The sequence below is a fragment of the Planctomycetaceae bacterium genome, from assembly GCA_041398785.1.
In the GTDB taxonomy this organism is placed as follows: domain Bacteria; phylum Planctomycetota; class Planctomycetia; order Planctomycetales; family Planctomycetaceae; genus JAWKUA01.
In genome coordinates this window covers 229,315-250,167 of sequence record JAWKUA010000008.1, presented here as the reverse complement: position 1 = coordinate 250,167, position 20,853 = coordinate 229,315, and the positions used below count along the sequence as shown (strand labels likewise).

The window sequence follows — 20,853 nt, the reverse complement described above, 5'->3', positions numbered from 1 at the left end:
GGCTCAATTCTTCGCGGCGGCTTCTTCCGAGGCATCCCTGACTTCGAATCCGGCGCGTTCGATCGATTCGCATAGGGCCTGACGCGAAGCGTCACCTTCCACGACTGCCTGGCGAGCATCGAAGGAAACCGAAGCCCTGCGAACTCCATCAGCGGACTGCAGCACGCGTTCAAGTCGAGCTGCACAGCCGTTGCAGGTCATGCCGTCCACGTGCAGCGTCTGCACGGACTGCGACGACGCGTTTCGCGTCATTTCATTTCGCCGCAGCCAGCGGCGAATGTCCTGCGCTGCGGCCACAAGGAGAAGTCCCAGCAGCAGCACGGCACAGGCGATTCGCAGCCAGCCGGTGGAATGGTCGTGCATGGCACTGATCACGGCACCCGTGTCCACGACAGATTCGAAGGCCAGACCTGCGGCGATACTTCCGACAACAATCGTCGCCAGATACACGGCAAGGCTCTTCGGCCCAAGAGTCCGGTAGACGGCTCCCAGCGTTGCCACGTTGGTTGCCGGCCCTGCCATCAGAAACACAAGTGCGGCACCGGCAGGCAGCCCGCTGACCACCAGCGCCGCGGCGATCGGCACGGATGAAGTCGCACACACATAAAGCGGGACGGAAATCAGCAGCGTCAGCAGCATGGCCGAAATTCCCGTCATCCCGGGCCGGCCCGCCAGCGAGTTCTCCGGCACCAGCCAGGAAATCATCGCGGAAACCAGCACTCCAATCGTCAGCCAGAACCAGATGGAATGGATCAGCATCCACGCGTGGTCAAGAAACCGGCGCCAGGCGCTCGACGTGGTGCCCGACGGATCGCGGGATGACTCCGGAGCCGCCGTGACTTCCGTCGTGACGGTATCCGCGAACAGGCCACCGATCAGACCCGTGACCAGCGCCGCGGCGACTTTGAAGACAGCGAACGGCCAGCCCAGCATCGACGCACTGACAAGAATGGAATCCACACCGGTTTGAGGTGTGCTGATCAGGAATCCGACAACGGCACCATTGCTGGCTCCGTCCTTTTTCAGCCCCAACCCCACGGGAATCACGCCGCAAGAACACAGCGGCAGCGGAATTCCGAACAGCACGGCCTTCAGAACACCGCCGCGGCCCGACAGGTGCTTCCTCAGCCAGCCGGCCGGCACGATCACGTGCAGCACTCCCGCAACGACGGCTCCCAGCAGCAGCCATGGCGACAGTTCCAGCAGAATATTCCAGACGGCGTGAATCATGCTGGCAGTGTAGGCGCGGTTGCAGGCTGCGGCGAGAGGAGCTCGCAGCGGACGATTGTCGCCACGTCACTTCGGATCGTCCGGCGACCGCACACTTCCGCCGGTGCCGATCCGAGTGGTTCCGCTGTGGCAGTCCTGCGGCGTCCGTCTATACTGGCCACGGTGAAAGTCAATGCGTTCGGTCCTTCGTATTGCTCTGAGTCAGGAAAGCACCGTGCCCGGCCGCTCGCTGTCGGCGACCGTCGGTCTTCTCAGCAGGGTGACGGACAATCGGCCGGGCGTCCGCAGGTACCCGGGCACCGAATGACATTCAGATGAACAGATGAGGAAGTCAGCCTTGAATTCACCGGTTGCTGAACAACCTTCCTTCGGCAGATCCGCAGCGGTGGTTTCCGTCAGCCGACTGGGCCTGGTCCTGACAACCATCGTGGCCGTAGCGCTGATGCTGTGTCAGACGTCGATAGCCGCGCCTCAGGAGGAGAATGACGATTCCGACGGCCTGGATCGCTCTGATTTGGTGCAGCGACTGCCGATGGACCGCAAGACCTCCGCGGCTCTGGAGCTGCTTCGACTAAGCATTGCCCGAAATGACAACGCGACGGCGCTGCGTGAATTCCAGCGGCTGCGAACGGCGGATTCGCACCTGATGGTGCCGGGCGAGTCCGACACCAGTCCGTTTCTGCCGCTCTACCGGGCAATGTTCCGGGAGTTTCTTCGCTTGCCGGCGGAATTGCGGGAACAGTTTCGCGCTACTCAGGATGCCGTCGCCGGGCAGGAATTCCGGCGGGCAGTGGAACAGGGCCAACTTTCTGAACTTGTCGGACTGATTCATCAGTATCCCGGCACGCTGGCGTCGCAACAGGCCTGCCTGCTGATTGCGTTTCAGCATCGGGACCGGGGCGAGTCGCTGGCTGCTCAAGTGTGGGCGCGGGAGCTGGATCGCGACGGTATTGATCCGAAGCTTCGAGCGGCCGCTCAGGTGATGCTGTCCGAGATCGATACGTCAATGGCCAAAGCCGAACCCGAACTTTCGCCCGATCCTCTCCCTTCCGAAGCTCCGCAGCCGGCTCAGCGGGACGTACCCCAATTTCTGCAGTGGCAGTATCGAACGTCGTTGTCGCGGCCGTTGCAGGAAACCGTCGGCGATTTTCTGGTAACGTGTGCTCAGGCGAAGATTGTGCCGCAGACAACGTGGACGGCAGACATCGACGATGGCCGGATCTTTCGCCGAACCATGCACGGTGTCGCGGCGATCGACAGCGTCACCGGGAAGCCGAGCTGGCATTATCCGGTCGCCACAAACCACGAAACGCTGTTGCAGGAACAGCGAGCCACCCGGACGATCTACAATCCCCGGCTGGCGACAACCGATGAAGCCAGCGCCAGAAGCCGGTTCGCGGAACTGGAGAAGACACCCCTTATCGACCTTTTCTGTCGCGACGGTGTCCAGTGCCGCCTGACGATGGACCGCGAACGAATCTATCTTGTCGCGGAAGGCACGGAGGCCGCGGCCCCGGCATCCACACGACGCTTCTTTCCGCGAGACGGCAGCCGCGGCGTTTATCGCGGCTCAGAACTCATCGCTCTGGAAAAAGATTCCGGACGCCGCGTGTGGACAGCAGGCGGTCAGCTGGAGGATCGCTATCAAACAAGTCCGCTGGACACCGCATGGTTTGCCGGACCTCCCACCGTTGATCGTGGCCGGCTTTACGGCATCACCGAACGCGCTGACGAAATCAGCCTGACGTGCCTGGTCGCCGCCACGGGAGAACACCTCTGGTCCGTTCCGCTGGCCTATCCCGAACAGTCCATCGACAACGATCCGGCGCGGCGGCTTTGGTCGGCGTCGGTTGCAGTGGATGACGGTCTGATCTGGTGTCCGACAACGACCGGATGGCTGATCGCCGTTGACCGGCTGACTCGGTCGACCGTGTGGGCCTGCCAGTTGGAATCACCGGTCCGGGACGGCGGACCGCCCATTCCGGTTCCCCGCGGACGTCAGTTCATTCGCACCGAGCGTGAATCGCTGACGAGTGCCTGGCCACCGCTTCCCGTTTTTCCGGCTGGCGGCCACCTGATTGTGTTTCCCCGTGAAAGCCACGACATCCGTTTTTTCGACCCCGTTACGGGTGAACTGAAACACCGCATCGACGCCAATTCGTCCAGCCTGCTGCTGCATCTGGATTCCGGTAACCTGGTGATCGGAACCGGACAGTCGATCACAAACTTCGACCCGGCGACAGCACGGCCGATTTGGGAACGGCTCAATACGGACGTCGAAAGTCTGCCTTCGGGCAGTGGAATCCTCCAGGGTCAGCAACTGCTGGTGCCGATGGTGAATGGTTCCATTTCGATCATCAACCTGGCTGACGGCACACTGGCGGATTCCCTGCGAGTGCCTTTGCCGAATCCCGGCTGGGGTCATCTGGTGGCCATCGGTTCGGATCTGTTGTGCGTGGCTCCGGACCGCATGCTTCGCCTTTCCGCGCACGAATTGAACCCCGACCTGCGCGATCCGCTCGAACTGGCGACCGCTCTGTCGGCGTCCGGCAACTGGGCGGAAGCCCTGCGAATTCTCGAACAGATTCAGGACACCGATCAGCGAAATCCGCAGGTTCACCGGATCACCTTCGAATGTCGGTATCGCCTGGCCGTCAGTGACCCTGAACACTTCCTTGACACATTGCAGGCAACGGCAACTTCGCCGGAAGAGGTGCTGCAGGTCAATGTTCTGAAGACGCGACAGTTGCTTCGCAACGGACAGTCCGAGGAAGCTGCCGCGTCGCTGCTGAACATCCTGACGCTGGAACCATCGCTGCTGCTGTCCGAAGACTATGTTCCCGCAGAAACGAAGTCAGCCACGTCCGAGCCATCGGTCGCGACTCCGGGACTGAGTCAGCACCTTCCGCTGACAACGTGGGCCACCGGTCACCTGTCGGATCTCGTGAAACGTGCCACACCGGATCAGTCTGCGCAGCTCGCGGCCAAACTGCGGCAACTGCCGGACCACCTGTTGCTGCAGGTGGCAAGCGCCGCCGCGACCGGTCGTCGAACCGGTGAAAGTTCGACTTCGGATGACACCGCGGAGACGTCAGACGGTTTGGGTCGCGTCGCCGGAATCCGGTCTCTGCTGCACGAGCGAATGCATAACGCCAGTTCTGGCGAAACGACTCTGAACATGCTGATTCACAGTCTGGCGCTGGCTGGTCAGCCGGATCCAGACGCATCGACCAGTGACGCAGATGACCTTCTGGAAGCACCGCTGCGGGCGTTCCGAAAGCTCGTTTCCGACAATCATGCTCGACTTCGGCAGGATCCGGCGACGGATGAATCGGCAACGGAAGATTCGACAACGTGGCTCGCCGCCCGGTCGCTTCTGCTGAACTGCGTTGCCGTGGAACTGGCAGAACGGTGGCATCGCCCGCTTAGCGATTTCGACCCTGCCGCGGACTCGCCAGTCGAGCACAATGACGTCGCCAGCCGCCTGCTGACACGAGACGAACTCAGCCAGCGATTCCGGCAGGCCGTCCGGGATCAATGGAATCAATGGCCCGACCGGCGGTACGAAATGCTGCCGTTTGCTCAGCCGTCAGGTATCAACGGCCCGGCATCAGACATTTCGCCAGGTTCTGCCGACGACCCGTTTCTTCGCCATTATGAGTGGTCCGTTTTGGCGGAACCCTCGCGGCTGCGAGCCACCGTTGTGGCCGATCCGGACAGGGCAAACTGGATCGTCCCGGCCAGCCTTGGCGTGCATTCCTGGTACACCAGTGCGGTGGAATCCATTCAGCGCTGCGGCAGCGTGCTGTTGGTGCAGACAAACACGGGCATCACGGCGATTTCCGTTCTGGATCAGCGAGTCCTCTGGTCGCGGTCTCACAACCGACAGTCGCGGATCCTTGTTACTGTCGGCCCTGCGGAGCACCAGTTCACCGACTTTGACATCTCGCAGCGACAGCAGCCGGGAACTCAGTCGATGGGCGTCCTGACCGTGATACCTGCCGGTTCGCGGCACGTGTGTCTTCGGTTCGGCAATGAGCTGGAAGTCGTGAACCTGCTGACCGGTCAGTCGCTGTGGTCGCTGGCCTGTGACCGGCCATTTCAACAGGCCGTCGCGACGGAACGCCTGCTGTTCCTGACGTCTGCGGTCCACCGCGATGGCTGGTGCTTCCGGCTGGCCGACGGTGCTGCCGTGGCGTCCGAACTTTCGGCGGAAACTCTCGTCCGCACGATGGCCGCCGCCGGAGACTCCCTGGTGGTCTGGCGCACGAAGACGGACTCCAAAAACGGTCCTCTGGTCGAATGGATCGACCCGGAAACGCAGCACGTAAACCGATCGCTGTCGCTGAGCGAATCGCAGCAGTTTCATTTTGTCGACGACAATACACTCGTCGGAATGTCGGACAACCAGTCAATGCAGGTCATCAATCTGCAGACCGGCGACCGGAACTCCGCCTCCTTTGCCCCCACCGATCAGCAGGCGGCATCCGATGACGAAGACGACGCTGATCCGTCACCAAAGCTGTGGACGGCGGACCGAATGTTTGTGGTCGCCGATCCGCTGACGTGGTACGTCACGAATAGTCCGACCGGAAATGTGCGGCGTCTTCGACAGCCGTTTGACCAGCGCGGGGAGTCATTCGCAGGCGGTATCCGCGCCGTCGATCGGCAGTCCGGCACCGTCCGCTGGGTGGTCGACGAAAACACCAGCGGCGTTGTCGCCACCGATCAACCCGGACTTCCGGTGATTGTCATTGTTCACAACGAAGACACGCCCGGACCGCTGCCTCAGCGGCAGTTCTCCGGAACCGGATTTCGCGGGATCCGAAAGATGAGCGGTTCCAGACTCTTCGACGGCGTCATTCCGACTCGATTCAACATCGCCGCCGCATGGGTCAGCACGGATCGCCACCACGCTCTGAATATTGAAGTGTATGGCAACCAGGTCAGGCTTGAGCCAAAAGGCACATCGTCGATCAAGACCCCGGACGTGAAAGGCCAGCCGGGAGACACCGATTAGTCGCGAACGTCACCGTTCGGCAGACGATCCCCCGTCGCCAGCGGTCGGCGATTCATGGCGGGTCGTTTCCGGAAGCGTGATTTCCAGCAGCATCCCCGGCAGGAAGACTTCATCCAATTGGTCCAGTAAGCGGTCGTCCAGAATCCGCAGGGCCAGATTTCGTTCGGCCGCCAGTTCCTGCAGCCTGCGAATTGCCGTGACGCATCCATACGCCAGCAGCGCTCGACCGCCCGGATTCAGCCGATCCGGAAGTCCGTCCAGCAGCGACTTCATGAGCTGAAACTCCGGGTCATACAAGGCAAACTCCGCCAGAGTCACGGGCTTGTCGTTTTCCCACGGCGGATTGGAAATGATCAGATCGAACCGCTCCTGTTCGCGGATCACCGACCATGCATCGGGGCTTCTCTGAGGTACCAGTCGCACCTCAAATCGCTCGGTGAATCCAAGCAGTTCCGCGTTGAACGCCGAATTCTTCATGGCGAACGGATTGATGTCGGTCGCCAGGACATGCGCGGCTCCCGCCTGCAGGCAGCACAGCGAAATCAGACCGGAACCGGTTCCAATTTCAAGGACCCGCTTTCCCTTCACCATGTCGGTCGCACGGATCAGTTGCCGCAGGCTCCGAGTGTCGTCCGGCTCCCAGAAGACATGGCGAAAAATCGCCAGCTCCCGTGGCAGTTCGTCCACGGTTTCCCAGCGGACGACCGGCGGCGGACCATCGTTCAATGCTGCCGCGGGCAGCACAGATTCTGATGCCGCTGCGACCGCATTCGCCGCGGGCTGTTGTGGCGACGACCGCGGCTCGGTGGCTTCCCGGAAATCGCAACCGGCCGACGCCAGCAAGACGCCGACAACCACTGAAGCGTGAATACGAGACGCTGTCACGAAGGACACAGCAGAACTTTCATCGCACCAGGTTCGCCACTGTAGAGCCGGTCAAACCACGCCGGACCGTCTTCCAGCGGAGCCTTCGCCGTAATCATGTCTTCGACGCGAATCGCGCCGCTGCTCAGCAGTGAGATGCAGGCCGGATATTCCCGATTCGAAGCACAACTGCCGATGACGTTCAGTTCACGAGTCACGACCGACTGCAGCGGAAGTTCGACGTTCGGAGCCAGGTTGCCCACCAGCGTCACAGTGCCGCCCTTGCGAGTGCTCTCGATGGCTGCTTTGACGGTCGGCGTGGATCCCACGACTTCCAGCGCCACATCCGCTCCGCGACCACCGGTCAGTTCCTTCACGCGAGCTACCACGTCTTCAGAACCTGCGTTGATCGTGATGTCGGCGCCCAGCTTCTTCGCGACCTGCAGTTTCTGATCGCTGAGATCCACCGCTATCACTCGACCGCACCCCGCCAGGCGGATCGTCTGAATCACCAGCAGGCCGATCATTCCGCTGCCAACGACGACCGCTGTGTCTCCCATCTTCACGGGAGTACGGTTGGCTGCATGCACCGCGACGGAAACCGCCTCGATCAGTGCCGCATGTTCAAACGGCAGAGAATCCGGGATGTGATACGTGATCCGCTGCGGCACGGAGATGTATTCGGCGAAGGCACCGTATCGCCGGTAGTCGCCGCAGGAAACACCCAGCACCATACGGTTGTCACAGAGGTTTGGCCGGCCATCCAGGCAGAAATCGCACCTGCCGCAGGAGACCATTGAATCAAACGTGACCCGATCACCTTCCGTAAACTGAGTCACACTGCTTCCGACCGCCGCCACAATGCCCGCCGCTTCATGTCCCATCACCAGCGGCGGAATGCGTCGCCCGCTGCTGCCGTCCCAGCCATGGATGTCGCTGCCGCAGATGCCGCATGCCTGCACACGAACCAGCACGTCCTCCGGCCCAATTTCCGGAGTCGGAAGGTCGGTCAGTTCCAGATGTTTATATTCCGTCAGTAAGAGCGCTTTCACGATTGCGGACCTGTCGAAAAAAGGGGAGCCGGAGTATTGCCGGCATCGTATCGGCGGAACAAACGGCGACAAACCGTCGCTGTCCGGAATCTGCCGTCGCTCGACTCGGGGAAACTCTCCGCGATCACCGTCGCGCAGGCCCGGCTCGGCTTACGCGCCGGCTTCAAGCGTGACGAAGCTCCCGCAGGAATTCCGCCATCTCGCCCGCCGCGTGTTCGTCGCCGGTCCGGTTCGCTTCCGTGATTCCGCGCTGATACGTCGCACGAGCATCATCGATGCGGCCCAGCCGAGCCAACTGCTGGCCGGCCATCAGAAACGCGGGAACATACGGCGACGAGTCATCCATCAGACTGCGGTACAGCGTCAGGCTTTCGTCGTGATCGCCGTCGCGGTCCAGTTCCGTCGCCAGCATGTAGCGCAGCATTTGATCGTCAGGATCGTCGGCCAGCATGGACTGAAGCTTTTCCCTGCGACTGGCGTTCATGGATGGAATTCTCACCGGTTTCACGGATTCTACAGCGCGGGGTCTTCTGCGTGCGGTTCCGTCAGCTCCTCGCCTGGCCTTGAAGTCTGGCGATCCGACGCCATCATCTGCAAGTCACCGTTGCCGCTGAGTTCACTTCACACGATGCGAGAATCTCCGATGTTCCGAAGACAGCTCCTCACAGTTCTGGCCACCGTGCTGACGCTGCCGTTCGCAAACACCGCCGGTCTTCGCGCAGCCGACCCCAATGTGGTTGTCATCTTCTGCGATGACCTTGGTTACGGAGATCTCGGCTGCTTCGGGCACCCGACAATCGCGACGCCCAACCTGGACCAAATGGCCGCCGAAGGTCAGAAGTGGACCAGCTTCTACGTGGCCGCCTGCGTCTGCACTCCCAGCCGCGCGGCGTTGCAGACCGGACGCTATCCGATTCGCAGCGGAATGTGTTCCGACAAGCGGCGCGTGCTGTTCCCGGATTCCAAAGGCGGCCTGCCGGCGTCAGAATTGACCATTGCAAAGATGCTGAAGCAGAAAAACTATGCCACTCATGCCATCGGCAAATGGCACCTGGGCCACCTGCCGCAGTATCTGCCGACCGCTCACGGATATGACAGCTACTTTGGAATTCCCTATTCCAACGACATGGACGTCATCGCTGACGCTCCGAAGGGCCGCGACCGGTTCTGGAATCCGAAAGTCGAATACTTCAATGTCCCGCTGCTGCGAAACACGAACGAAATGGAACGGCCGGCCAACCAGCACACAATCACCAGGCGGTACACGGAAGAAGCGGTGAAGCTCATTCAGGAAAGCAAGGACCGGCCGTTCTTCATCTATCTGGCACACAACCTGCCGCACGTTCCGCTGTTTGTATCCGAGGACTTCACCAACGTTAGTCAGCGAGGTCTGTACGGCGATGTGGTGGAGGAAATCGACTGGTCCGTCGGCCGCATTCTCTCGACCCTGCGCAACGAAGGACTGGCGGACAACACGCTGGTCGTCTTTACATCCGATAATGGCCCGTGGCTGGCGTTCGACGACCACGGCGGATCCGCCGGACTGCTGCGCGACGGCAAGGGCTCCACCTGGGAAGGCGGCATGCGCGAACCGACGATTTTCTGGTGGCCCGGTCGAATTGAACCCGCCGTGGTGCGCGAAATGGGCAGCACGCTCGATCTGTTGCCCACCATCGCCGCCATCACCGGTGTCGACCCGCCAGCCGACCGTGTTCTGGACGGCTACGACCTGTCGCCCGTTCTGTTCGAGCGCGAACCCAGCCCGCGATCCGCCATGTTCTACTACCACGGCGAAGAATGCTATGCGGTCCGCAGCGGCATGCACAAAGCCCACTTCAAAACGAAGACGTCATACGTCGGCCAGCAGCAAGCCGAAGTCCACGACCCGCCGCTGCTGTACCATCTCGGCCACGATCCGGGCGAACAATACGACATCGCCGCCGATCATCCGGACGTCGTCAACGCCATCCGCGGACTGAAATCCGAACATGAAGCATCGATCGAACCAGTCGAAAACCAGCTCGTGAAATAGGAATCCGATGCAGTGCCGACGACACGCTCGTTTCGATGTCGTGCATACCACGCGAACGCCGAAGAGCATTCACCTCTCCCAGCGCTGCGTGGGAGAGGAGGTCGCACCAGCGAAGCGACATGCGGGAGCGGGCCGAAAACGCGTCCAAACTGCTGCCAGCGCCGTTCGACATGCACGGACGTCTCCGCTCCTGGCAACAGGAAAACGGGCTGATGCGAATCGGCAACCGCTAATTGCTCCGTCGCAGCGACGCGCGCAACTGACCGCCGTGCGACTGAATGCGATACACGTCCAGCATCGGCAGGTTCGATATCACTGAGCTGAAGTCCATCCGGCGAGGCAGCGTGACCGCCGGCACATTCCGCAAAATCTGTTCCGCCTGAGTCTGGACCAGTTGACTCCACATCGCGGCCTGAGCACCGTCCACCGTCGGCGACACGCTTGCCGGCTCAATTCGTATCGCCCACTCACCGGAACCGCCGTTGACGCCCTGCAGCGGGATCCGCAGCCGAACGGGATCACTCGCATTCGCCGATTTCGGCACGACACGAAACGTCAACACCAGCGTCAGGCGGCCGTCACGCAACTCCACCTGCACAGGGCGCGAATCTGCAAGCTGCACCGAAAAAATTGTCGGCTGCAAGTCACGATAGGCCAGTAAAGACGCCGGGGAGAAGGACCACAAAGGATCGGGCGATCCGCCGGTATTGGTTCCTGACACCTTTTCTGACAAGCGCTGCAGCGCCGCGTCGGAAAGCACCAGTCCGCGAAGAGCAGGTACGTCCAGCAGCCGATTCAGAAAGTCTTCTGAAAGCGTCAGCACCAGATCCTCTTCCGGCTCCGGTCCGGGTGTCAGCGTCCGATACTCCGTGGAACTCCGTTCGTCATTCACGGGACCGTCCGGGAAGCTGCCGCCCGACACATCTTCTGACGCATCGTCTGATGCTGCCGGTTCTGACGCCGACGGAACCCTGAGCACTCCGTAGTCACTGGTGTCCGTGATGGAATCCTGTTCCGCCGAGGACGCACCGGATGACGCGTCGAACGTGAAATTGTCGGACCGTTCAAACGTGCTGAAGCCGTCCGAGCCGCCGATCCCGTGTGTTGCCACGTCGATCAGTGCGATCGTCACGCTTTCCACCGTTGATGATGACTGCCACTGAAGTGAGCCTCCCGGCAGCAAAGCCTTCAACTGAGCAGTGGCGAACTGCCAGCTCTGGTTGACCGCCGCCAGCTCCGCATCAACGTTGCGGTTGACCTCCGGCAGCACTTCGTCAGCCACTTGGCGCACGATGACGGCTTCCACCGCCGGATTGCGCCGCAGCGTTTCGCGCCACGCAATCTGGTCTCCCAGAGGTCCCACCAGCGGAACTCCCGAAACGACGCTGTTCACTGACTGCGTCATGTTACGAGCCTGCAGAGATCCGTGTCCGGGCCGCGTCAACAGCTTTCCGTCACCGAAATACACGGGCTTGATGATTTCGTATGTGTGACTGCCGGCGCTGGCGACTCGTGCTCCCGGAGCCACGCTGACTGTCGAACTGGAAACCGTCCCGCATGCGACGAGATCAACCTGAGCCATATCCGGGCAAGACTGCCCGCGGACGTGAATGACCGTTTCCGTCGTGCGGCTTCCGCGCACGCTGGCATCCAGGATTCGAGTCGTCACGTCACCCGGCTTCACGATCGTCCGGCTCAGCAACTGATCCAGCAGCGACGTGCGAACGGAAATCTGCAGCAACGGCTGGCGTTCATCGGCAGGGAACTCCTGCCCGCTCGCCGAGCCAGGTGCCAGCGAAAGCGCCAAACTGGCCACGACGACGGCTCGGGCAATTCCTGCAGCGAACGTCCAAACTCCCGCTTGCCTTCCGGGCGAGCAGTACGACGACAACCGGCATTCGAATCGGAGCGAGTTCTGCATGGAATTCGAACCAAACCCGACCACTCTGTACATCCGAAGCGGGACGGCTGCGGCCGGATCAAGGCACCGGACAACCGATTCACCGCGATTTGTGTTCTCGATCAAGACGCCGATTCTACGGAGCACCTCCACCGTCGCCAACCGGCAATCACCGGCTGGGCTCAGGCCGTGACATGTCGCAATCGGCAGAATCCGCCGAACTGCGCAAGTCATACAGAATCCCGCAGCTTCGCAGCCTCCCCCCGCCAGCGGCTTCCGCGAAAACCGGCGCTGAGGCGGTTTTCGACTTCAGCTATCATCGCCACACGCCGTGGCACGCTTCGTGAGGACTCCGCGGAAGAAGCCTCGCCGCCCCGCGTGGAAGATTTCGCACAGGTCGATCCGGCACGGAAGCCGCCATGAACCTCGAATCCTGGAGCCCTGAATTCATCGGCATTGGAGCCGAGAAAAGCGCCACGACGTGGGCCTGGTCGATGCTGAACGCTCACCCGCAGATCGCGATGAGCCAGCCCAAGGAGCTGAACTACTTCAACGACAACTTCCACCGCGGCCCGTCCTGGTATCGCAGCCACTTCCGCAATCCGGACGCGAAAAAGGTGTCAGGAACCAATAATGCGCAGCACCCGGAGGGCCGCTCGGGCTATTGGTTCCTGACACCTTTTTCGCCGCTTCACGGCGAGATTTCGCCGCACTACATGGACTGCACGCAGGCCGCCGCCCGGATCGCGGATCAGTATCCGGACACGCGTTTGCTGGTGATGCTGCGAGATCCGTTCGACCGAGCACTCTCGCACGTGATGCACGACGCTCAGAATGCCTACGGCGGCGTCGCGGATGTGACGGCAGAACAACTGATCCGACTCGTTCAGCAGGACGACAAATACATTCGGCGGAGTTGCTACGCCGAAGCGCTGACTCCGTTCTTTCAGCACTTCCCGAGAAACCAGATCGGGATTTTCTTTTTCGACGACGTCGCAGCCGCCCCGCTGTCTCTGATCCGACGCCTGTACGACTTCGTCGGTGCCGATCCCGAATTCACGCCGACCTGCCTGACCGAACGAATCAATCGCACGACAAATTACCGGTCGGTAACAGTCGCTCGATTGCTGCAGAAGGCCTCCGGGGCTGCTCGCGCCTTCCCGCCAACGCGAGCAATAGTGAACGCCGTTTACCGCAGGACAACACTGCGCGAACGTGTGATGAACTGGATCATGGTCGACCGAGGTCGCTCGGAAGTGACTGCCGCACAGGTCTTTTCCGCCGAACAACTCACAACGATTTCACGCGACCTGCAACGCCTGCAAACCGAACTACAGGTCGAAATCCCGGAAGGCTGGACAACGGCTGATTCACCAGCAGCAGCGGCAGCCTGACCAGACATCTGCCACCAGCACGAAAACGCGGACCCCGGATGCGGGCTGATAACGAAACAACGGTGATCCGGTCCCTTCGACGGGTCAGAATCCGCGGCAGCACGCCGTCCCGCGGGACCGCCTCAATCGGGAGATCAGGAATGATCTGGCTGCTTTGGCTGGTTTCCAGCTTCGCGCTGTTCTGGATTTACGACGGGTATGGTCGGTTCCTGCAGATCGCCGTCCTCACTCGCCGAGGCTCGAGACCTTCGCCACTGCTACCGACGGCATCCGCGAGCGACAGCGGGCTGCCTTCCATGACGGTGCTGTTGACGGTTCACAACGAGCAGGAAAAAGTCGTCGCACGAATCGAGAACCTGTTGAGGTGCCGCTATCCGAACGATCGGTTGGCGATCCTTGTGGCGTCGGACGGTTCCACGGATTGCACCGACGAGCTGGTGAAGTCGTTCAGTGATCGCGGAGTCACTTTGTTCCAGGGACAGGGCAGGGAAAGACGGCGACTCAAAACGCCGCGATCCAGCAGATTAATTCCGATCTGATCGTATTCACCGACGCCGGCACGGAGTTCGACAGCGACTTTCTGATTGAAATTGCGGGTGCATTCGCTGACGAGACCGTCGGAGCAACAGCCGGATATCTGTTGTTCGGCGAGAAACCGGGAGACGTGAATGTTCGTTCTCAGGGATTCTACTGGTCGTATGAACTGAAGCTCCGGACTCTCGAATCGCATCTGGGCTGTCTGGCGGTCGTCGCCGGCGCTGCCTTCGCCATTCGTCGCGGTCTCATGCGTCCGATGGACCCTGCGATTGGCGAAGACTGCATTGTTCCATTGGACGTGGTGACTCAGGGATATCGCATTGTCCATGCGGAGAACGCCAGAGCATTCGAGACCTTCGAGCAGGATGCCGGAATCACGTTTCGTTCTCGCACTCGAATGACGCTGCGAAACTGGCAGGGAACGTGGTCACGACCGGGTCTGTTGAATCCGTTGAAGCATCCCCGGTACGCGTTCGCTCTATGGTCACATAAGTTGCTGCGCTGGCTGTCTCCCGTCTTTTTGTTGACGGGAACCGCTTCGTCCGCAGGACTGCTGATGTTGAACCCCGGACCCGCCAGCCTGCTGGCCTCGGCCCCATTCACGATGCTTTTCAGCCTGGGTTTGCTTGGTCTCTTGAATCGAAAACTCCCGGGCACCGGAATGGCGTTCAGCTTTTTGATCGCGAATACCGCGTTCCTGCTGGGAATTCTTCGCGCCGTTCGCGGCCGAAAAGTGCTCTCGTATCGCAACGTGTGACCTCCGATAGAAGCAGGATCACACGACGCAAACAACATTGGTGCCGTGTACCCTGAACTGCGGACTCTGCGTTTTTCGGCTGTTCGGTCAAATTGCGATGCTACGACGCCGGTAGAGCCTTGGCGCTACGACGACGCCAGCACTGTGATCGAACTGCTGACGGCCTCGCCGATGCTCGATGAATTGACGGCGGCTGGAAATCGTCCGGCGTGACTGGCGATTCGTGCTGAACCAGTGCTTTCTGCAGCAGAGATCGCTGTTGCGGCGTTTTTCGATTGCCACTAGATTCCGGAACCAGTGCGAACCGGCTGCTTCGAATCAAGTCGAACGGCCGTGTTTTGCAGTTCCGCTCGAATGCTTCGTAACCACGGATGGTGAAGCAATGTCGCTACGAGACTACTCTCTGACAGAGGACATCAGCCGAGAACTTCGCTCCGGTGACCTGGTCCTGAACCTGTCGAGTCTTCAATTTCGCCTGCCCGCCGACTGTGCTTCCGTTGCGCGCTCCGGCGACGTGCTCGTCGCATCGCCAACCGTTGAGCCCATCGACAGAAATCATTGCCAGCCAACTGAGTTACTGCAATTGGCTCGCGACAACGGACACCGACGATTCGTGGTCGTCACCGATGCCGCTGACGCCGGAATTCTCGATTTGTCTTCGCAGCTTGAACGATCCGGGGCGGCGTGCCTACTGATTGATCGCTCGGCCGAGTGCAGTTCAGACGACTTCATGGATGAAGAAGACCGTGAAGCCGTTGAAGAACGTCTGCGGCAACTCGGATACATTTGATCGATCTCGCTGCGGTCCGGGAATCTGCTGCCGATAGTTCTGTTTGCAACAAAGTGATCAATCAATGCCAGATCTGTTTCTATTGGGAATCGACGGTTTGCCCCGCTGGATGTGGCAACAGTTCGCTGACGCCGACGTCATGCCCAATAGCCGTGCACTTCTGTCATCGGGTACTCTGGTACCAATGAAGTCTGCTCTGCCGGAGGTTTCTTCGGCGGCATGGGCATCGATCGTTACCGGCATGAACTCCGGCGGACATAATATCTACGGCTTCACAGATCTCATTGACGGCACCTACACGCTCGGCTTCACCTCATCGCGGACATTCAAGGCAAAGCCATTCTGGCAGGACGATTCTGCCGGCCCGTCACTGATCATCAATGTGCCCCAAACCTATCCGGCACAGCAGATGCCGGGAATGCTGATTTCCGGTTTCGTCGCGCTGGATCTTCAGAAGGCGGTTTTCCCGGGGAGCGAATTCTTGCACCTGAATGAAATCGGGTACTCGGTCGATGCGGACATGTCATTGATCGAACGCAGCAAAGAAAAGTTTGTCGACGGGCTGCGGTCGTGCATGAAAACCCGCTGCCGGGTTCTGCACGAGCAATGGGACCGGGAAGCATGGCGGAACATGATGTTCGTGCTGACCGGTACAGATCGACTGAACCACTACCTGTGGGAAGATTTTGAAGATCGGACTTCGCCGTATCATCAGATGTTCCTGGACTACTATCACGAGGTAGACCATGAAATCGGTCGGATCATTGAGCGTCTGCCTGACACGACTACTCTGGCCGCCGTCTCCGACCATGGATTCGCGCGTCAGCGGATAAGTGTCAATCTGAACTGCCTGCTGGCTCAGGCCGGCTTTCTATCGCTGCGAAAGTCTGATCGACCGTCATACATCGACATGACGCCGGAGACACGAGCCTTCGCTATGGATCCGGGACGAATCTACCTGCATCGCAATGGGCGCTATCCGCAGGGCGGAGTCAATGACGACCAGACAAACGAGCTGATTGCAGACGTGTCACGATTCCTGCTGGAAACCCGTGTTGACGGTCGGCCAATTGCCGACCGGGTGCTTCGAGGCTCCGAAATCTACAGCGGCGCATTCGCTCACCGCGCCCCGGATCTGATTGTGATGCCAGCGGAAAATGTGGCCCTGTCGGGGCGCATGAATCTCACCGATCTCATCGAACCGACGTTGATCAATGGCAAACATACGTACGAGGAATCCACATTCTTCTACCGCGGCGAATACAGCGACCGCATACCAGATGACATGCGGGTGGAAGACGTCCTGAGTGTTGTGAAACCACACCAACTGACGCTGTCGGCGGCGGCATAGCTTACTTCCGGGCAGCTCGTCGGGGAGACCGGCGGAATTACACTCGAGTCGGCACACAGCCATGCCGCGAGATTTTTGCGAACGGATTCGTAAATGACCAGGACCAATAGCTGCCACAATGCCAACCACACCTGCTGGAGCTGTCCGGCGGTGGAGTTCAAGGGCCACGTCGACTTCCGGGCATGCGGGCAGGCCGCATTTCGTAAAGCGGCCCAGGGACAGCTTGTCGTCGAATGCAAACGCCGTCCGGAGATTGGCTACTTCGACCCCATGTCGATCACGTTCGAAAGTTGCACCGAATGGCAGCAAACCGACTGCGGCTATCTGCTGGACGGCATGAAGGTGATGATTCTGGGAATGGACGGCTACCTCGGCTGGCCGTTGGCACTCAAGCTGGCGAAACTGGGCTGCAAGGTTTACGGCATCGACAACATGCTGCGGCGCAGGCTGGTCGCCGAACGCGGTGCCCAGTCGGTCCTGCCGATTCTGTCCATGCAAGACCGGGTCGCCGCAGCGAACGAGCATCTGGGTGTCGATATCGATTTTCGCGAGATCGATCTGATGGACCGCGACACGCTTTTCGCGTATATCCGCGACGTTCAGCCCGAATCGATCGTTCAGTTTGCGGAAATCCCTAGCGCTCCCTACAGCATGGCCAGCGTCGACAAAGCTGTTGAGACAATTCAGAACAACGTTGTTGGTACGCTTGGGCTGCTTTTCGGAGTCCGGGATCACGCACCGGATGCGTCTATCATCAAGCTCGGCACGATGGGTGAATATGGCAGCCCGCTGACGGGACGCCCGCTTTTTGAAGGACTCTTTCCCGGAGACGCAGTCCTGCAGTACCGGGGCCAGGAATGGAGCCTGGGCGGAGAACTAACGCCCCGCGACCCGGTCAGCTTCTATCACGTCAGCAAGGTGCAGGGCACATTCAGTGTCTATGAAGCCTGCAAATACTGGTGGCTGAGAAGTTACGACGTGATGCAGGGAGTGATCTACGGCAACTATTCTGAAGAGCTGGCGGCTCACAGTGACCTGAATACAAGATTCGACATTGACGAATGGTGGGGGACCGTCGTCAACCGATTTGTCGCTCAGGCCGTGATTGGCATGCCGCTGACAATCTATGGCAGCGGCAACCAGAGACGCGGCTACATCACACTTCGAGACGCGATGCAGTGCATCACGCGCCTGATTGCCGCTCCGCCGGAACCGGGTCAGTACGACGTGGTGAATCAGGTGACCGACGTGCTCTCAGTGCGTGAAATCGCGCAGACCGTGGCCCGGATTGGTCGCGAGTTCGACCTGGACACCTCCGTTCAACGGATTGAAAATCCCCGCGTTGAAGCTGAAGAACACCCTTATGAAGTAATTCACGAAAAGCTGGAAGACAACTTCGGCTTTCGATCGGAGTCCGGTTTCGAAGACGAAGTTCGCCGCCTTTTCCAGGTGCTTACAGTTCCCGAAGCTCGTCAGCGCATCGAAGAACAGCGAGACACGTTGTTTCCAAAGACCAGATGGTCAGGAGACGAGGACGAGTTGCAGGTCCTGGAGACCTGGCGGCCCGCCGCATAGACAACTCTCATCGGCGGACCCAGGCCTGACAGGCAACGCACAGCGGCTCTGCATCCCGTCATTCACACAGCCGGACACAAGACCAATGAAGTCTGCGGGACATAGCGTCCCGGGGCAATGCGAGGGAATAGGACATCGCTTCCATGCAAACACGAGATGCTTCATTCGAAAACGACGTGCTGAAATCCCCGCGGCCGGTGCTGGTGGACTTCTGGGCGTCCTGGTGCCCTCCCTGCAAAATGATGCAGCCGATGGTTGAACGTCTGAAGCAGGAATATGCTGACAGGGCTGACGTCTTCTGCCTGAATATCGACCAGAATCCCGGCACCGCCGCCCAATACGGCATCTCAGGCGTACCAACCTTCATCACCTTCAAAGACGGTCTTCCAGTCGCACAGGCGACAGGCGCTCAGACTCAGAATCAACTGCGTGCGCTGATCAGCGCCGGCGAAGAATCCTCCACCGCAGCATGACAGCGGAAACGGCGCACGATCATGTCAGAGAATACTGCAGCTTCCGACCCGAGGTGTGAGCCGGTGATTATTGTCACAGGGCTCCCGCGTTCCGGAACCTCAATGATGATGAAAATGCTGGAGGCCGGTGGCGTGCCTGTGCTCTGTGATTCCGTCCGGAACTCGGACTCCGACAATCCCAATGGCTACTACGAATTTGAAAAAGTAAAGCAAACAGGAACCGATGCGTCCTGGCTCGACGGTGCCTCCGGGTATGCCGTCAAGATGGTCTATCGACTCGTCTATGATCTGCCCGTCGGACGAAACTACCGCGTGATCCTGATGCGACGAAACGTTCGAGAAATCCTGGCGTCGCAACGGAAAATGCTGGACAACCTTCAGGAAACGTCCGCAGTCACTGACGACCGGATGGCTCAGCTCTTCGATCAGGAGATTGCTGCATTTCGGCACTGGCTTCGTGCGGCAGCGCACATTGAATCCGTAGAAGTGCATTATCGCGACGTCCTCAGTGGATCAGACGTGCCGCTATGTTCCGTGAATCGTCTGCTGAACGGCAGACTGAATATTCCTGCAATGGCCACCGTAGTAGACCCGTCGCTGTACCGGAATCGCTCGGCAACGCCAGCGATCGACTCCGTCACTCCGGCAGGCGTTCGCGTTGCGTGAGTCCCTGTTGTATTTCATCCCCATGTGAGGATTTCGGATATGGCTTTTCTGACCGGCAAGACTGTTTGTGTAACTGGTGCCTGCGGTACGGTAGGGCGACGCATTGTCCGCCACATTGTCGCTCAACAGCCCGGCGAGATTCGAACCATCGATTCGAATGAATCAGAGATCTTCTTTCTGGAACAGGAGCTGGAACAGGCAGTCGCAGAACTGGGTTTTGATGACACAACAGTGTCCTGCAACGTCGGAGACCTGCGCGATATTGACCGGATGACATCTCTTTTCGAAGACGTCGACGTCGTCCTGCATCTTGCGGCTCTGAAGCATGTCATTCTCTGCGAAAAGTCACCGTTCGATGCTGTGCAGACAAACGTCATCGGTGTAAAGAACGTGATTCAGGCGGCGCTGACGCACGATGTCGAACGAGTCATTTTCACCAGTTCTGACAAGGCTGTGAACCCAACCAATGTGCTGGGGACGTCAAAGCTGATGGGCGAAAGGCTCATCACTGCGGCGAACAGCCTGAAGATCAATAAGCGAACGATTTTCAGTTCGACCCGCTTTGGCAACGTCCTGGGATCGCGCGGTTCCGTCGCCGCCGTCTTTCTCAGGCAGATTGAAGCCGGTGGGCCTGTTACCCTGACAGACCCTGAAATGACTCGCTTTGTGATGACGCTGGAACAGGCCTGCCGGCTTGTCCTGCAGGCATCAGAACTCGCGCGCGGAGGTGAAGTCTTCGTGACCAAGATGCCGGTGATGAGAATCGAGGATCTTGCCAGGGTGATGATTCGGCGGCTGGCACCACGTTTTGGTCACCAGCCCGAAGATATCGCCACAACGCTGATCGGTTCAAAGGCGGGCGAAAAGTTCTATGAAGAACTGATGACGGACGAGGAAACCCGCAGAACATGGGAGCTGCCTCAGATGTTCGCCGTCCTGCCGGCATTCCGCAGCGTGTATCAGACAATCGAATACGACTACCCGGACATTGTGCGGACGACGGTTACAGAACCCTATCACAGCGGCCTTGGGTCAACGATGAATGACGACGAAATCGAACTCATCCTGGAGCAATGCAACATACTGGATCCGTTTGAGGCGGTGACCATGCCCGTTGTGGATCCAGTGCCCCATCGCCAGGCAGCCTGACGGTCGTTCGGTCACGCGGATTCATATACCGCACAGCGAGTGATATCGCGATACCATGCATAC

Annotated in this window: 16 protein-coding genes; 11 read left to right on the top strand and 5 right to left on the bottom strand. The window is 59.7% G+C overall.

Going from position 1 to position 20,853, the window contains the following annotated elements:
* Positions 1-3: 3 nt before the first annotated feature.
* Positions 4-1,230, bottom strand: a complete 1,227-nt coding sequence (locus R3C19_11900; GenBank protein ID MEZ6061058.1) for a permease — start codon at positions 1,228-1,230, stop codon at positions 4-6.
* A gap of 337 nt (positions 1,231-1,567) precedes the next feature.
* On the opposite strand from R3C19_11900, the gene R3C19_11895 reads away from it, so the two are divergent.
* Complete coding sequence (locus tag R3C19_11895) at positions 1,568-6,250, top strand: PQQ-binding-like beta-propeller repeat protein (GenBank protein ID MEZ6061057.1); 4,683 nt, start codon at positions 1,568-1,570, stop codon at positions 6,248-6,250.
* Between the two features lie 9 nt (positions 6,251-6,259).
* Here R3C19_11895 and R3C19_11890 read toward each other — a convergent pair whose 3' ends face one another.
* The 3 genes from R3C19_11890 to R3C19_11880 all read right to left on the bottom strand — a co-directional run bounded on the left by R3C19_11890 (position 6,260) and on the right by R3C19_11880 (position 8,650).
* Complete coding sequence (locus R3C19_11890; GenBank protein ID MEZ6061056.1) at positions 6,260-7,144, bottom strand: 50S ribosomal protein L11 methyltransferase; 885 nt, start codon at positions 7,142-7,144, stop codon at positions 6,260-6,262.
* Complete coding sequence (locus R3C19_11885) at positions 7,132-8,166, bottom strand: galactitol-1-phosphate 5-dehydrogenase (GenBank protein MEZ6061055.1); 1,035 nt, start codon at positions 8,164-8,166, stop codon at positions 7,132-7,134. Before R3C19_11885 ends, R3C19_11890 begins: the two co-directional genes overlap by 13 nt.
* Before the next feature lie 163 nt (positions 8,167-8,329).
* The gene (locus tag R3C19_11880) at positions 8,330-8,650 is read right to left on the bottom strand and encodes a hypothetical protein (GenBank protein MEZ6061054.1); all 321 of its coding nucleotides are present in this window, start codon (positions 8,648-8,650) and stop codon (positions 8,330-8,332) included.
* A gap of 159 nt (positions 8,651-8,809) precedes the next feature.
* Here R3C19_11880 and R3C19_11875 point away from each other — a divergent pair, with 159 nt between their 5' ends.
* Complete coding sequence (locus R3C19_11875; protein ID MEZ6061053.1) at positions 8,810-10,198, top strand: sulfatase; 1,389 nt, start codon at positions 8,810-8,812, stop codon at positions 10,196-10,198.
* 229 nt (positions 10,199-10,427) lie between these two features.
* Here R3C19_11875 and R3C19_11870 read toward each other — a convergent pair whose 3' ends face one another.
* Positions 10,428-12,014 carry a hypothetical protein gene (locus R3C19_11870; protein MEZ6061052.1) on the bottom strand — a complete coding sequence of 529 codons (1,587 nt, stop codon included), beginning with the start codon at positions 12,012-12,014 and terminating at the stop codon, positions 10,428-10,430.
* A 503-nt stretch (positions 12,015-12,517) separates the two neighbouring features.
* On the opposite strand from R3C19_11870, the gene R3C19_11865 reads away from it, so the two are divergent.
* From R3C19_11865 to R3C19_11825, 9 genes are all read left to right on the top strand, one after another.
* Positions 12,518-13,492, top strand: coding sequence for a sulfotransferase (locus R3C19_11865; GenBank protein ID MEZ6061051.1), 975 nt, complete (start codon positions 12,518-12,520; stop codon positions 13,490-13,492).
* 140 nt (positions 13,493-13,632) lie between these two features.
* Positions 13,633-14,031, top strand: a complete 399-nt coding sequence (locus R3C19_11860; protein ID MEZ6061050.1) for a glycosyltransferase — start codon at positions 13,633-13,635, stop codon at positions 14,029-14,031.
* Positions 14,007-14,786 carry a glycosyltransferase family 2 protein gene (locus R3C19_11855; protein ID MEZ6061049.1) on the top strand — a complete coding sequence of 260 codons (780 nt, stop codon included), beginning with the start codon at positions 14,007-14,009 and terminating at the stop codon, positions 14,784-14,786. Before R3C19_11860 ends, R3C19_11855 begins: the two co-directional genes overlap by 25 nt.
* A 382-nt stretch (positions 14,787-15,168) precedes the next feature.
* The gene (locus R3C19_11850) at positions 15,169-15,576 is read left to right on the top strand and encodes a hypothetical protein (GenBank protein MEZ6061048.1); all 408 of its coding nucleotides are present in this window, start codon (positions 15,169-15,171) and stop codon (positions 15,574-15,576) included.
* 64 nt (positions 15,577-15,640) lie between these two features.
* Complete coding sequence (locus R3C19_11845) at positions 15,641-16,927, top strand: alkaline phosphatase family protein (protein MEZ6061047.1); 1,287 nt, start codon at positions 15,641-15,643, stop codon at positions 16,925-16,927.
* 93 nt (positions 16,928-17,020) lie between these two features.
* Complete coding sequence (locus R3C19_11840) at positions 17,021-18,502, top strand: NAD-dependent epimerase/dehydratase family protein (GenBank protein MEZ6061046.1); 1,482 nt, start codon at positions 17,021-17,023, stop codon at positions 18,500-18,502.
* 143 nt (positions 18,503-18,645) lie between these two features.
* A complete protein-coding gene (trxA, locus tag R3C19_11835) occupies positions 18,646-18,975 on the top strand; it encodes a thioredoxin (protein MEZ6061045.1) in 330 nt (109 codons plus the stop codon).
* A 102-nt stretch (positions 18,976-19,077) separates the two neighbouring features.
* On the top strand, positions 19,078-19,641 hold the full coding sequence (locus tag R3C19_11830) for a sulfotransferase family protein (protein MEZ6061044.1): 564 nt from the start codon (positions 19,078-19,080) through the stop codon (positions 19,639-19,641).
* Between the two features lie 39 nt (positions 19,642-19,680).
* Entirely contained in the window at positions 19,681-20,790 is a 1,110-nt protein-coding gene (locus R3C19_11825; protein ID MEZ6061043.1) for an SDR family NAD(P)-dependent oxidoreductase, read from the top strand.
* The last annotated feature ends 63 nt before the right edge of the window (positions 20,791-20,853 follow it).

Bases quoted from the DNA above. Each gene is read 5' to 3' on its own strand.
- trxA (MEZ6061045.1), top strand. From the start codon at position 18,646: ATGCAAACACGAGATGCTTCATTCGAAAACGACGTGCTGAAATCCCCG.
- R3C19_11860 (MEZ6061050.1), top strand. From the start codon at position 13,633: ATGATCTGGCTGCTTTGGCTGGTTTCCAGCTTCGCGCTGTTCTGGATT.
- R3C19_11900 (MEZ6061058.1), bottom strand. From the start codon at position 1,230: ATGATTCACGCCGTCTGGAATATTCTGCTGGAACTGTCGCCATGGCTG.
- R3C19_11825 (MEZ6061043.1), top strand. From the start codon at position 19,681: ATGGCTTTTCTGACCGGCAAGACTGTTTGTGTAACTGGTGCCTGCGGT.
- R3C19_11840 (MEZ6061046.1), top strand. From the start codon at position 17,021: ATGACCAGGACCAATAGCTGCCACAATGCCAACCACACCTGCTGGAGC.
- R3C19_11865 (MEZ6061051.1), top strand. From the start codon at position 12,518: ATGAACCTCGAATCCTGGAGCCCTGAATTCATCGGCATTGGAGCCGAG.
- R3C19_11845 (MEZ6061047.1), top strand. From the start codon at position 15,641: ATGCCAGATCTGTTTCTATTGGGAATCGACGGTTTGCCCCGCTGGATG.
- R3C19_11880 (MEZ6061054.1), bottom strand. From the start codon at position 8,650: ATGAACGCCAGTCGCAGGGAAAAGCTTCAGTCCATGCTGGCCGACGAT.
- R3C19_11830 (MEZ6061044.1), top strand. From the start codon at position 19,078: ATGATGATGAAAATGCTGGAGGCCGGTGGCGTGCCTGTGCTCTGTGAT.
- R3C19_11875 (MEZ6061053.1), top strand. From the start codon at position 8,810: ATGTTCCGAAGACAGCTCCTCACAGTTCTGGCCACCGTGCTGACGCTG.
- R3C19_11850 (MEZ6061048.1), top strand. From the start codon at position 15,169: ATGTCGCTACGAGACTACTCTCTGACAGAGGACATCAGCCGAGAACTT.